The 12,494-nt window shown below is 69.3% G+C and carries 10 protein-coding genes and 5 pseudogenes; 6 read left to right on the plus strand and 9 right to left on the minus strand.

The window, feature by feature from the left end; all coding sequences use genetic code 11:
* The coding region (locus GRC12_RS19880; RefSeq protein WP_208780678.1) for a biotin carboxylase N-terminal domain-containing protein at nucleotides 1–143 on the minus strand (143 nt) is incomplete at its 3' end.
* A gap of 364 nt (nucleotides 144–507) precedes the next feature.
* Nucleotides 508–1,500 carry an ACP S-malonyltransferase gene (fabD, locus tag GRC12_RS19885; RefSeq protein WP_208780657.1) on the minus strand — a complete coding sequence of 331 codons (993 nt, stop codon included), beginning with the start codon at nucleotides 1,498–1,500 and terminating at the stop codon, nucleotides 508–510.
* Between the two features lie 467 nt (nucleotides 1,501–1,967).
* On the opposite strand from fabD, the gene GRC12_RS46725 reads away from it, so the two are divergent.
* The 3 genes from GRC12_RS46725 to GRC12_RS19900 all read left to right on the plus strand — a co-directional run bounded on the left by GRC12_RS46725 (nucleotide 1,968) and on the right by GRC12_RS19900 (nucleotide 3,970).
* A complete protein-coding gene (locus GRC12_RS46725; RefSeq protein ID WP_308286581.1) occupies nucleotides 1,968–2,741 on the plus strand; it encodes a response regulator transcription factor in 774 nt (257 codons plus the stop codon).
* 141 nt (nucleotides 2,742–2,882) lie between these two features.
* Nucleotides 2,883–3,032 carry a hypothetical protein gene (locus GRC12_RS19895; RefSeq protein ID WP_208780658.1) on the plus strand — a complete coding sequence of 50 codons (150 nt, stop codon included), beginning with the start codon at nucleotides 2,883–2,885 and terminating at the stop codon, nucleotides 3,030–3,032.
* 257 nt (nucleotides 3,033–3,289) lie between these two features.
* Complete coding sequence (locus GRC12_RS19900) at nucleotides 3,290–3,970, plus strand: 4'-phosphopantetheinyl transferase family protein (RefSeq protein WP_208780659.1); 681 nt, start codon at nucleotides 3,290–3,292, stop codon at nucleotides 3,968–3,970.
* A 78-nt stretch (nucleotides 3,971–4,048) separates the two neighbouring features.
* On the opposite strand, the pseudogene GRC12_RS19905 reads toward GRC12_RS19900, so the two are convergent.
* The 3 genes and pseudogenes from GRC12_RS19905 to GRC12_RS19915 all read right to left on the minus strand — a co-directional run bounded on the left by GRC12_RS19905 (nucleotide 4,049) and on the right by GRC12_RS19915 (nucleotide 6,235).
* A pseudogene (locus tag GRC12_RS19905) lies at nucleotides 4,049–4,487 on the minus strand (methylated-DNA--[protein]-cysteine S-methyltransferase).
* 143 nt (nucleotides 4,488–4,630) lie between these two features.
* Nucleotides 4,631–4,841 (minus strand): annotated as a pseudogene (locus GRC12_RS19910) (helix-turn-helix domain-containing protein); the annotation flags it as partial.
* 5 nt (nucleotides 4,842–4,846) lie between these two features.
* Nucleotides 4,847–6,235 carry an MFS transporter gene (locus GRC12_RS19915; RefSeq protein ID WP_208780660.1) on the minus strand — a complete coding sequence of 463 codons (1,389 nt, stop codon included), beginning with the start codon at nucleotides 6,233–6,235 and terminating at the stop codon, nucleotides 4,847–4,849.
* A gap of 125 nt (nucleotides 6,236–6,360) precedes the next feature.
* On the opposite strand from GRC12_RS19915, the gene GRC12_RS19920 reads away from it, so the two are divergent.
* Together GRC12_RS19920 and GRC12_RS45660 are read left to right on the plus strand one after the other, a co-directional pair.
* Nucleotides 6,361–6,996: a helix-turn-helix domain-containing protein gene (locus GRC12_RS19920; RefSeq protein WP_208780661.1), complete on the plus strand. Its 636-nt coding sequence runs from the start codon at nucleotides 6,361–6,363 to the stop codon at nucleotides 6,994–6,996.
* Nucleotides 6,997–7,170: 174 nt separating this feature from the next.
* Nucleotides 7,171–7,365: pseudogene (locus GRC12_RS45660) on the plus strand (transposase); the annotation flags it as partial.
* 69 nt (nucleotides 7,366–7,434) lie between these two features.
* Here the strand turns inward: GRC12_RS45660 and GRC12_RS19925 are convergent.
* Nucleotides 7,435–7,629 (minus strand): annotated as a pseudogene (locus GRC12_RS19925) (ISAzo13 family transposase); the annotation flags it as partial.
* 262 nt (nucleotides 7,630–7,891) lie between these two features.
* On the opposite strand from GRC12_RS19925, the gene GRC12_RS19930 reads away from it, so the two are divergent.
* A complete protein-coding gene (locus GRC12_RS19930; RefSeq protein WP_208780662.1) occupies nucleotides 7,892–8,302 on the plus strand; it encodes a hypothetical protein in 411 nt (136 codons plus the stop codon).
* A 402-nt stretch (nucleotides 8,303–8,704) separates the two neighbouring features.
* Here the strand turns inward: GRC12_RS19930 and GRC12_RS19935 are convergent.
* The 3 genes and pseudogenes from GRC12_RS19935 to GRC12_RS19945 all read right to left on the minus strand — a co-directional run.
* Nucleotides 8,705–9,211: pseudogene (locus GRC12_RS19935) on the minus strand (transposase); the annotation flags it as partial.
* A 338-nt stretch (nucleotides 9,212–9,549) separates the two neighbouring features.
* Entirely contained in the window at nucleotides 9,550–11,025 is a 1,476-nt protein-coding gene (locus GRC12_RS19940; RefSeq protein WP_308286582.1) for a helix-turn-helix domain-containing protein, read from the minus strand.
* A gap of 224 nt (nucleotides 11,026–11,249) precedes the next feature.
* The gene (locus GRC12_RS19945; RefSeq protein ID WP_208780663.1) at nucleotides 11,250–12,026 is read right to left on the minus strand and encodes a GntR family transcriptional regulator; all 777 of its coding nucleotides are present in this window, start codon (nucleotides 12,024–12,026) and stop codon (nucleotides 11,250–11,252) included.
* Nucleotides 12,027–12,494 lie beyond the last annotated feature (468 nt).

Genomic DNA, 12,494 nt, shown 5'->3' on the forward strand with positions numbered 1-12,494 from the left:
AACGCCTCATCCGCGGCGCGGACATGCAGAGCGTCCCGGTCCGGGTCGGCGTAGACGGCCACGCTCGCGATGCCGGCGTCCCGACAGGCCCGGGCCACGCGGACAGCGATTTCGCCACGGTTGGCGACGAGCACCTTGCGCAGCATGATGCGCATACCTCCGAGTGTGTGGGGAGAAGCCCGCGTGCCCACGCAGAGCCGCTGGGCCCTGCCGTGGAAGCGGTCGGGCGGCGTCGGCAAGCGGTTGGACGGCGTCGCCGGTCCGGTCGGCAACCGGCTTTCCGCGCAGGGAAACCGGAGGCACCGGAATCAGCCGGCCCCACCGGGGACCGCTGGTCACCGGGAACCAGGCGGTCTCACCGGCAACCAGTCGTCCGCCCTGAACCGTTGACCTGGCCGAAAGCCGTCCAGCGGCATCCGGAACGGGTCGGCCCCCTCGTCGACGACTGGGCCGGACCAGTCGGTTGCGTCGGAACATGTGGCGGCCGCGGGGTCGTGAAGGGGCGGGTCAGGCGGAGGCGGTCACCGTGTCGGCCCGGTCGGCCCCGGCCGTTCCGTCCGCCAAGAGGGCGTCGACGGTCGCGGCGAGTTCCTCGACGGTTCCGGTGGTGTGGCTACGGGCATCGGCGTCGATCTTCCGGCACAGGCGGGAGAGCACCCGTCCGGGCCCGACCTCCACGTACTGCCACACCCCCCGGTCGGCCATCGTGCGCACGGTCTCGGTCCACCGCACCGGCTCGGCCAGTTGCCGGCGCAGTGCGGCGACGACCTCTTCCGCGCGGGTCACCGGGGCGGCAGTGACACTGGAGATCATGGGCACCTCCGGATCACGGAACTCCACCCCGGCCAGCGCCTCGGCGAACTCGGCCTCGATCTCGTTCATCAGCGAACAGTGGAAGGGCGCTCCCACTCCGAGGGGCACGACGCGGCGGGCGCCCGCCTCCTTCGCTGCTTCGGCCACTGCCCGGACCGCCTCCGTCTGGCCGGAGACCACAATCTGGGCGGGCTCGTTGTCGTTGGCCACCTCCACCACCTGGCCCGTCTCGGCTGCGGCCAGGTCGCACAGGGCCCGGACGTCCGGCAGGCTCAGGCCCACCACGGCCGTCATGGTTCCCGGCACCCGCTCGTTGACCTCGGCCATCAGCCGACCACGCAGCCGTACCAGGCGCAGGGCCTCCTGCCAGGGGAGCACGCCCGCGCACACGGCGGCGGCGTACTCACCGAGGCTGTGCCCGGCGACGACGGCGGGTTCCACATCGTGGGCACGGAGCACGTCCAGGACGATGATGCTGGTCAGGAAGACCGCGGGCTGGGTGACCGCGGTGTCCCGCAGGGCTTCGACCGGCCCTTCGTGGCACAGCCGGGACAGCGGAAAGCCCAGGATGTCGTCGGCGGTGCGGTAGTACGTGTCGAGCAGGTCGGGACGCCGCCGCACAAAGTCGGCACCCATGCCGACGCGCTGCGAGCCCTGGCCCGGGAAGACGAACGCGGTGGATGTCATGTCTGGTTGCTTCCTTTCCTCCAGGGCGAGTTCATGACGATCCCTCGGGCACGCCGTACCCGAATTACGTGCGCCGGAATACCGATTGCGACTGCTTTCCGGCCCGGCCGCGCCGGGGGCGGAAAAGCGGATCGGCGGTTTCGAGCTTCACCAGAGCGGCCCGCTCCGTCAAGGCCGCTGAAGAGCTGCGCAAAGGCTTGTCAGACGATTGCAAAGTCTCCAGGAGCATGAAAGGCAAACGTCACAGGAGTGTAATGCCGAGATGTTCACCCCCGGCGGGTCACGTTACGATGTCCTACGCAAAGGCCTCCGCAAAGGAAAGGACCTGCGCGCAACGCTGAAGAGACGATCGACGTTTTCTCTGTCCTGGACGGCCCCGGATGCCGACCCCGTGGTGGACGGGGCCGTGACCGACCGACAGACGATGTCCGTTTGCCGACCGCATCGCCTAGAACAGAGGACCTCGCGTGCGCATACTTCTCGTGGAACGTGACCAGAGGCTGGCCCGATGCGTCGCCGCCGATCTGCGACGGCAGGGATACGAGGTGGATCAGGCAGCGAGGGGAGGAGAGGCTCTGCGGTCCTGCCGGCAGGCCGACATGGTCCTGCTGGACCTGAGCCTTCCCGACCTGCCCGGTCCGCACGTCTGCCGTGACATCAGGGCCATCGCCGACGTGCCCGTGCTGGCGCTCAGCGGCGACCGTACCGAGGCCACCCGGGTACGGGCGTTGCGGGCGGGCGCCGATGACTGCCTCGACAAACCCTTCGGGTTCCGCGAGCTGGTGGCTCGCATCGAAGCGATCATGCGGCGAGCCGGTGCGGCACGGCCCCCCGAGACCGCTCCCGTCCCGGACCTGCCGGTGACGACGGACGCGGCCGCCCGGGTGGCCCGGGTCGGTGAGCGGGAACTCTCCCTCACCGAGAAGGAGTTCGACCTGCTCCACCTCTTGGTGTCCCGACCGGGGACGGTCGTCTCCCGGGAGGAGATCATGGCCAAGGTGTGGGGCGCCCCCTGGAACAGTCGGAGCCGCACGGTGGACACCCATGTCGGGAGCCTGCGCAAGAAGTTGGGGCACGACGAATGGATCGCCACGGTGCGCGGCGTGGGCTTCCGCTTCGCTCCGACCGGCCACCCGGCGCCGGCGGGGCCCATCGAGGTCCCCGTCAGGGCGGGAGGCTCGGGGCGCCGGGCGGCCCGTCCGCAAAAGACGGCGCCGCTCAGCGTGGTCCTCGCATCCTGACGGAACGACGGCCGCGCAGGGGCCCTGCGTCCCCGCGCCGCCGGCGGACCGTCCACGATAGGGACCGCTGCGCAGAGGATTTGCCCTCCCCATTGCCGTCTTCGTAACCCCGCAACAGGCCTACCTGCCTCCGGAGTTGGCATGACCATCTCCCCCTTGCGCCGTGCCGGGGCCGGTGAGGACGACCGGAGGACACCGCACGTGATCGACACCGACGACATCGACGTCCACCTCGGCCTGGAGGTCGGCATGGGCGAACACGATGCCACCGCGCTCACCCCGGACGGGTGACCGCGCATGTGTCGCGGCGGGCCGTGCTGCGCCTGCCGGTGTTCGAGTCCGGCGGTTCGCGCCCTCCGGGCGGGGAAAGACCGCCGCACGTCCGGCGCCCCCAGCTCCGCGTGCCGGAGCCGGAGCCGCGGGCAACTGCCCGCTCGACCCGAGAGGGCGAGAGGGCTCCAAGCGGGCACAGCGCGGCACGAGCGCCGGACGATCCCTGGGCGACTGTGCCGCACACTGCTGCACACCACCGATGGAGGTCTGACCGCGTGATCGAGGAGCTGCTCCCGGAGCCCGTGGTGGCCGTGGAAGCGTTCGGTGACGAGGAGGCTCGGGGGGCGGCGCTGTATCCCGAGGAGGAGCAGCTTGTGGCACGGGCGGTCGACAAACGCCGCCGGGAGTTCACGTCTGTACGGGTCTGTGCCCGACGCGCCATGGAGAAGCTCGGCGTGCCGCCCGGACCTGTCCTGAGCGGCGAGTGCGGTGCCCCGGTATGGCCCGACGGGCTGACCGGCACCATGACCCACTGCGACGGTTACCGCGCCGCTGCACTGGCGCGCACCCCGGACCTGGCCTCCCTCGGCATCGACGCCGAACCGCACGGGCAGTTGCCGGACGGCGTCTTCGAGAGCATCGCGCTGCCCACCGAACAACACCGGCACCGCGGGCTGCGTGCCGCCCGCCCCACCGTTCACTGGGACCGTCTGCTGTTCAGCGCCAAGGAGTCCGTCTACAAGGCGTGGTTCCCCCTCACCCACGCCCGGCTCAACTTCTCCGAGTCCGACGTCGAGTTCTTCACCGAACCGGGCCACGGCGGGCGTGGCCGCTTCCACGCCCGGCTCCTGGCCCCCGGGCCCAAGGTGGACGGCGTGCGCCTGAGCGCTTTCGAGGGGCGCTGGCTGGTCGGCAAGGGTCTGATGCTGACGGTGGTGACCGTCCCGCACCACTGAAGGCGCGCACCCGGGACGGCGCTGATGCCGCGCCGGTAGTCCCTGGCAGTCCGGGCGGGCCCGTGGGGGAGCGGAGCACTACCGGGCCTGCGCTACGCCCTCCCGGGTCAACTGCCACGGCTTGCGGTCGAGTCCGCCCACGTATCGGGTCATCGAACCGTCCGCACCGATGCCCCGGTAGCAGGGGCGCACGTTGAGCAGGGGGCTGGCGCCGATGGCCCCGCCGACGACCCGTGCGACGGCTCGGTGGGCGTCGATGCGCGCGGTGATCTCGCCGTACGTGACCGTTCCGCTGTAGGGCGCGTCGTCGAGCGCGGCCCACGCCCGTTCCCGGAACTCGGTGCCAGGCCCCAAGGGCAACCGGAAATCCTTGAGTTCACCCCGACGACCCGGCCGCCCTTCTGCCCGGCACGGACAGGGGGGTGGGGGAGGTGAGTGCACCGTCCGCGTCGGCGATGAGCAGCAGCCGGCCGACGGGCACGTCGAAGCCCGTCCAGTAGGTGGTCTCCGTCAGCAGTCCAGCGCCCCCGCGACCCGCAAGTGCTGAACAGCATGGGGCCGCCAGGGCTGCCGACTGTCGGGGACGTCGACGCCGGGCGGTGCGCCGCCCGGTGCGCGGGCGCGGACGGCGGCGACGACGGCCGGATCCGTGCCGGGCGGGGCTGGGGTGGCCGTCGGCTGGTGCCGTGGCGTCGAGGAGCGGTCCAAGAGCCCGATCTCGCCGAATCTGCGGTAGCGGTTCACCCACTTTGAGGCGCAGGCGCGGGAGATTCCCGTCTGAGCGGCGACGTGAGCAATGGGGGCGAGTTCGGCAGCGCTCGACGAGGCGGCGGCGCCCTTCAACGGACAGCGGTGCGTTGCGGCGAGTCATGCGGCTCACCGCGCTTGCGGGGAGGTGTGGCCCGTGGTGGCCTCCTTCGGCCGTGATACGTGGGCGACGAGGAAGAGCAGTACGCCACAGGTTGCGACCAGGATCCAGCCCGGGCGGGACGCGTGTGCGAGCCCCGCCGGGCTGGCGGCCGCGACCAGGCCGCCGGCGACAGCGATGCCGAGGGCGGAGCCGAGCTGCCGTGCGGTGGAGGTGATCGCCCCGGCCACGCCGGCGCGGGCGGGCGGCAGTCCATTGACCGCGGTGTTGGTGATCGGGGCGTTGGCGAAGCCGAACCCGATGCCGATGAGCGAGTACGCGGCCAGAAGCAGGAGGACGCTCGTGTGCGGGGTGAGCCGGACCAGGCAGAGCCCGCCGACCGTGATGAAACCGCCGGCAAGGAGCAGCGGCAGCCGCGGTCCCGCGCGGCCGACCATGCGGCCGGACCAGGGGGCGCAGACGGTCGCTCCGACGGCCAGGGGCAAGGTCGCCACGCCGGCGGCCAGCGGCGTCCATTCCCGAGTGTGCTGCAGGTAGAGGGTGTTCAGCAGAAGTGTCATGTTCAGGGCGACAAAGACCGCCACCGCGCCCATGACGGCACCGCTGAAGACCGGGCGCCCGAAGAGCCGCAGATCCATCAACGGATCACGTCGGCGGGACTCGACCCACACGAATCCGGCCGTCGCCACGGCAGCCCATGTGTATCCCGCCAGTGCCGCAGGCGACGTCCAGCCCAAGCGCGGCCCTTCGATCAGGACGCCGACCACGACTGCGAGGACCATGGTCAGCAGGACCTGGCCGGGAAGGTCGAGTCTCCGGGCTCGCTGTGCCCGGGACTCCGGCACGAACACCGCACTGAGCAGCAGAGCGGCCACGATGACGGGTGCGTTGATCCAGAACAGCGCCCGCCAGTCGAGCCATGCGAGCAGCGCGCCGCCCGTGACGGGTCCGGCGGCCATGCTCAGTCCGAACACTGACGCCCAGATGCCGATCGCCTGCGCCCGTTCCTTCGGGTCTGGCATCGCGTTCACCACGATCGCGAGCGCCACGGGGCTGAGCATCGAGGCACCGATGCCCTGCAGGGCGCGCGCCGCGATGAGTACGCCCGCCGACGGGGCGAGCGCGCAGACCAGTGAGGCCGCGCCGAACACTGTCAGCCCGCACTGGAACACCCGGCGGCGTCCAAAACGATCTGCCAGTGCGCCGGAGGAGATCAGGAGACTGGCCAGGACGAGGGTGTAGGCGTCCACGGTCCATTCGAGACCGCGCGTGTCGACATCCAGGCCGCGCCCGATGGCGGGCAGACCCACATTGACGATGGTGGTGTCCAGGCCCACCAGGAACATGCTCAGGCAGCAGACGGCCAGTACCGTCCATCGTCTGCGCGCGCTCAGCATGGGTTGCACAGGGTGTGTCGTCGCGGTCACGGTCTACCTCTGATGTCCGGGAACAATGCCCGCAAGGCTCGGCCCGGGCGGCGGCCGCAGGCCATCAATTTTGCGAACTCTGCAAAACTGGATCGATGAACACAGGATCCAGGGACGCGGAGCTGGCGCAGATTCTCGATGGCATCGGGCCCCGGCTGCGCAGGCTGCGCCGGGAACGGGGACTCACGCTCGAGGCACTCGCGGCCACGACCGGGATCTCGGTCAGCACACTGTCCCGGGTGGAATCGGGCAAGCGGCACCCGACTTTGGACCTGCTCATCCCGCTGGCACGGGCGCACCACGTCGCACTCGACCAGCTGGTGGCGGCGCCGGCCAGCGGTGACCCTCGGGTGCACCTCCGGCCGCTGCACAAGGAGCGCGGGAGCGTCCTCGTGCCCCTGACGCAGTATCCGGGCCGAGTGCAGGTTTTTAAGCAGGTACTGGCACCCCGCCAGCCGGAACTGGTCACCCACGAGGGCTATGAATGGCTCTACGTCCTCGCCGGGCGGTTGCGCCTCATCCTCGGGGCGCAGGACTTCACGCTGAGGCCCGGCGAAGTGGCCGAGTTCGACACCACCGAGCCCCACTGGTTCGGCCCCGCGGACACGAGCGCCGTGGAGATCCTGCACCTGTTCGGACCACGAGGAGACCAAGCCATCATCCGCGCCAGACCGTCCACAACCGATCCCACCCCGCCGACCACCCCAAACCCGCCGTCAACAATGTCATGAGCCGCAACACCTAAATGTGGACTGACCGTTTCAGATGTTGGCTCCGGCGTGGGCTCGGCGTCCCTCGGTGGTGGGACCGTGCCAGTCCAGGCACATCACGGTGGCGTCGTCCTGGAGCTTGCCGTCACTGGCGTCAGCGACGGCTGCGACGAGAGCGCGTACCACCTTGCGCGGATGCTCGGTGGCGGTGGCAGCCATGAGGGCGGGCAGGGCAAGTCGAGGCAGTACACGGAGGAGTTCAAACGGGACGCGGTCGCGCTCGTGCACTCGTCCGGGAAGACCGTCACCGAGGTGGCCCGCCAGCTCGGGGTCAGCGCCGAGGGACTGCGGAACTGGGTCAAGCAGGATGCGATCGGCCGCGGGCAGGGGGCGCCAGGAGACCTGACGACGGCAGAGCGGGAAGAGCTGCGCCGGCTGCGGAGGCTGGCCGCCGAGCGGGCCGCCGTCCCGGCGGACCCGGCCATCGGGCAGGGGACCCACACCGCCCTCCAGCTCGAAGACTCCCTTGCGCACCGTCGTCCCGCTCACCCCCGCGGCACGGGCGACAGCCCTCACCCCGCCGTGCCCCAGCAGCCGGGCCTCGGCGGCCAGCGCCAGCTGCTGCTGCCGCTCATTCAGATGGGTGAACAACACTCCGGGCCCGGCCGGAGGCCCGGTGTCCTGCGGCCGGGCAAGGACAACGGCAGGGTGGAGTCCACCCTCGTGCGGTGCGACCGCCGTCCCAGCGGCGTCCCAGCAGCCTGGCGCTGTCGCAGGTAGAAGGACGAGCATCCGTCCCACCATCCCACCGTCCCAGGAACGCCTTGGCATGCACGGGGCTTCACCAACAGCCTGTTGCCGCTGGGCGCCATGACGCCCAGCCAGAAAAGACACGTGCCTCGCACCCATGGGAGGAATGATGAAGAAGCGCGGCATCGCCGCTGTCGTCGCCGGCCTCGCGGCCACAGTACTGGGCCTGACTCCGGGCACGGCCAGCGCCTACGACAACGAACCGCTCAGCGCCAGCACCACGGGTGCCGCTGTCTCGCTCACCGTCGACTGGACCGGCTCGGAAACGTTCACGCTGCGCAACGTCAAGCTCAGTGACACCTCGTGCGACGCTCACCCGGTGTACTTCTACGTGAGCGTGCCTGGATTTCAGTACCCGAACCACTGGAACAGCAGCGGCTGCGGGACAACCTCTAACTGGAGCAGCCTGTCGGGCAGCGAGGACAGCGGCATCTACAGCTTGTGGGTGACGGTCTGCCGCGACACGACCTTCGACAATTGCAGCTCGTCCCACGCGTCGCTCAATCCCTACTACTGAGGATCCTGGGACGACCCGGATCTTGGGCACTGAGCAGTTCCCCGGTGGGGCAGGACGAAGCCGATGCGTCCTGCCCCGCCACGCAGCCGTCGTCGCACCGGCTGACCGGCGGCCATGGTGCATGCCGCGTGGATTCCATGAGCAGACTCGCCGCGGCGAGGTTGTCCTCGGCGAGGATGCGCAGGGGCAGACTGTCTGGTGCGGTCATCGTGCTGATCTCCTTCGGGCTTCGACACCTCGAAGATCAGCCGGTGGCCGTTCTTCTATGCGGGCATCAGCCCAACGCCGGAGCAAACCCCCGGATCAGGTCGAACCCGTACACCATCTCCATGGACGCACCCAGGGGTTCCCCGGGCTCGCGCACCGCCGCCGCGTGGAGCTTCTCCATACCAAAGGAACCGGCCAGCACCTTTGGTGGCGAGTTGAGGGGAAACACCTCGTTGACCGCGTTCCAGAACCCGAGGGCGCCGTCGCCCACGGCGAGGACGTGAGCGCGCTTTCCGCGCCGTGCAGCATCCCGCAGCAGGTTCGCCCACGACTCGCCGAGGAGCCGAGGAACTGCCCGAGTGCCGGCACCAAGTCGCCTGAGGACAGGCCGTGGAGGTGGAGCAGCGGTAAGACCTCGCTGATCTTTGGGGACTTCCTTGCCCAGGGCGGCAGGATCGCCGAGGAGAACTTGCGTTCACTCGTGGCCGCATCTATGCGCTTGTCGTTGACGCGCGGAGCGTTGACCTCGACCGTCCCGGCCGCAGTTCACGTTCCGGGGCTTGTGGTGTCCGTTGCGGACCACGAGCCGCCGCCCGCACTCGTCCTTCACGTCGGCCAATGCGGCTATTACGCGTCAACTTCGGCCTCCGGCGCGGCGGCCAGCATCCGCCTGGCGCCCTCCCGGACGATGTCGTCGATCAGGGACCTGCCTCGCGTCGAGTCGTCCTTGGTGACTTCCGTGAGCGTGGGCGTACCTTCCCAGCCGACGGGCCAAGGTCGGCCTACTCGATTCCAGCCAATCGATCACCGGGAAGGCACGCCTGTCGCGTCCAACCCGGGTCCGATCCACAGGCCTTGAGATTGCTGGCCGTCCTTCGCCTTTGTGAGCCTGGCCTGCCCCGTCGCCGACCCACGTCGAAGCCCTCTGCCGGCCACGCCTTCCGGCTGGCTACGAGCAGCTGGGAGCAATCCGCCTGCGGCATGGTATTGGCTTCGGCCGGGCGTTCATGGCGGCGAAAGGGAGGATCACCCTCCTCTTCTCAGCCACGGTGCGCAGCCTGCCGGGGGAGCCAGATCCGGCCCTTGACGCGATCCGGGTGCCAGGAGCCGACCGGGCCGTAGGTCACGTACTGACGCAGGGGGTCGTGGAGCCGGTACCGCCGCCGGCCGTCGGGGGGCGCTGTGACCGCATACGCCAGGTGGCGGTCGACCAGTTCATCGAGGAGATCCGCGGCCATTCCCGGTGACGGAGTCACCTCAGTCACCATGTCGTCGGCACTGAAGTCGCCGGTCACGTTCCTCAGCCGGAGCAATGCGGCCCGGAGCGGAGTCGGCAGCGAGCTGTAGTAGGCCGCCACACTGGCCTCCAGCGACAGATCGCCGATGCGCAGGAAGCGAAGCCGGTCCTGCTCGTTGGTCAACCGGTCCGCCAGATCACGCAGCGACCGGTGCGGTCGCCCTGATAGCCACAGCCCGGCGATGTGGAGAGCCAGAGGCAGACCGCCGCAGAACCGCAACACCCTGGACGCGGCCGATCGCTCTGCAGCTGTGCGGGCGGTGCCGAGCAGGTCCTGCAGCACCCGTAGGGCGTCCGTGTCGCCGAGGGCATCGATACTCTGACGAAATTGCCCGGTAAGAGCGGGCAGTTCACGGCGCGCGGCCACCAGCACGGCGTGGCACGAACCGTCCACCAGCAGTGGGCGCACCTGTGCCTCGCTGTCGACGTTGTCCAGGACGACGAGGATGCATTTTCTGCTCAGCGCGTCCCGTAACCGGGCAGCTGCCTCTTCCGGGTGATCGGCCACCGGGCCGGCGCCGAGGGAGCGCAGGACGCGGGGAACGATCTCGTCCGGCGTCATTGGTGTGGTGGACATGTTCGGGTGGAGGTCCACGAAGAGCTGACCATCCGGGAATCGGTCACGCGCACTGTGTGCCGCTTTGATGACCAGTGCGGTCTTCCCTGCACCGGGCGGCCCGACGACGACCACGGGTCGGCCTGTGTGGCCGTCTTTTGCGGCTGAGAGGTGAGCCCGCAGGGAAGCAAGGTGCGTCGCACGACCGACGAGGCTGTGGGGAGGGACAGGGGGGAGTTCGAAGGGTACGGGACCAGGCGCTGACAGGAGTTGTCCGGCGCTCGGTCGGCGCATCAGTCGGCCGATGTCCTCCGAGGGCAGTCCGAGGGCCTTGGCGATCAGAAGGAGCGACTGCTTGCGGGGACGGGAGGTGTGTCCGGTCTCGAGGTTGCGGATGGCCCGCACGCTCACCCCGGATCGCTCCGCGAGGTCTTGCTGGGTCAGACAGGCTGCCTCGCGTGCAGTGATCAGCGTTTCCGCGATGGTTGGTGACAACGATGTCCGGGATGTGGGAGCGGAAGTCTCCGGGGGAGGGGACGGCGAGCGGCCTGACACCCGAAGGCGGTCTGCGCCGTCACCGGTCTCGGCGGTCGTTGGTCGGCCGGCTCCGGGCGGCGTCGGGACGGCTTCGGTGCGGTTGGTGAGAACACCCTGTCGTGTCACGGATTTCCCAGGATTGGCGGGGCGGGACTGATCCTCAAGGGATTCGGCCGTGCGGCCGGCCTCGAGGGAGCAGTTCTTTACGTGCGATCGGGGCGCTCACAGTGAGGTGAAGGCCGCCTCCGAGCGCTGGCGGCGCGATCAGCTGGCTGCAGCGCGGTCGCAGGGCTGGCCATGAGCATGGAGTGCCCGAGAAGATGGACGAACGGCCATGGTGGGACGGCGAATCAATCCAAGGCCCGGTCCGCGGTGGGCAGCAAGGTCACCACGAACTTGTAGCGGGAGCCGCGGTACACCGAACGGACCCACTCCACCGGTCTGCCTTCCGTGTCGTGGGAGTGTCGGGACAGCAGCATCATGGGAAGGCCCACGATGGTCGAGAGCAGCCCGGCCTCGTACGGGTTCGCGAGCGTGGTCTCGATGCCCTCCTCGGCTTTCAGGAGGTGAACTCCATAGGCCTCGGCGAGTGCCGCGTACAAAGAGCTGTACCTGGTCAGCGTTTCGCGCAGGCCGGGGAAGCGTCGTGCGGGCAGGTGGGTCGACTCGATGGCCATGGGCTCGCCGTCGGCCAGCCGAAGTCGTTCGAGGAGCACTACCTCCTCGCCGATGTCGATGGCGAGCAGGCGCGCCAGTTCCTCGTCAGCCTTGATGTGACGCATATCGAGGATCCGTGAGGCAGGTTTGAGTCCCTGGGCCAGCATGTCCTCGGTGTAGGAGGTGAGCTGAAGGGTGCGGTAGAGCTTCGGCCGTGCGATGAACGTGCCCTTCCCGTGGATCCGGTCCAACTTGCCTTCACTGACGAGCTCTTGCAGGGCCCGCCGGACCGTGGTGCGCGAGGTGTCGAGGCTGACAGCGAGTAATCGCTCGGCGGGCACGCGTTCTCCCGGTCCCAGCGACTGCGCCATCTCGAGGATGTGCTGCTTGACTCGGTAGTACTTCGGCACCCGTGTAACGGCACCAGGCATTCCGGTGCCGCCTTGGACGACGCTCACTCTGGTGGTCATGCTCCGCCTTCCGGGCGCACTGCAGGTAATTCGTTATAGCCCGCCCGCTCGTCGTTGGTCTAGTCCAACTAGGAAGTGCGTGGTAGCACGGACGGGAGGCCCGCGGCCGGCCGGGTACATCGCGGTGAACGTCTGGGCGGACCTGAACCCGAGAATGGTGCAGGTCACGCACCGCAGGCCGGCACCCTCGTCATCAACGGGGTCCCCTGGCCGTCGGCCGGCCACAGTCATGGTGCTCCTACGCGCAAGTCGAGCAGGCCGCACCCCAGTCGGCACCTGGAGTCCCCGTTCATCGCGCCGCAGCGCGCACAGGAGCGGGTTCGGCCGGTAACAGGCAGCTGACAGGCAACTGGCGGCAACTTCTCCCGGCGACGATTGACATCACCAATTGGTCCAGTCCACTTTGGCTGCAACCTCAGTTCGATCAGTAACGGCCATGAGTTCCTCTCGGCCACTGAGGAATCGCGC

The organism is Streptomyces griseorubiginosus (assembly GCF_017614965.1).
Lineage (GTDB): Bacteria > Actinomycetota > Actinomycetes > Streptomycetales > Streptomycetaceae > Streptomyces > Streptomyces griseorubiginosus_B.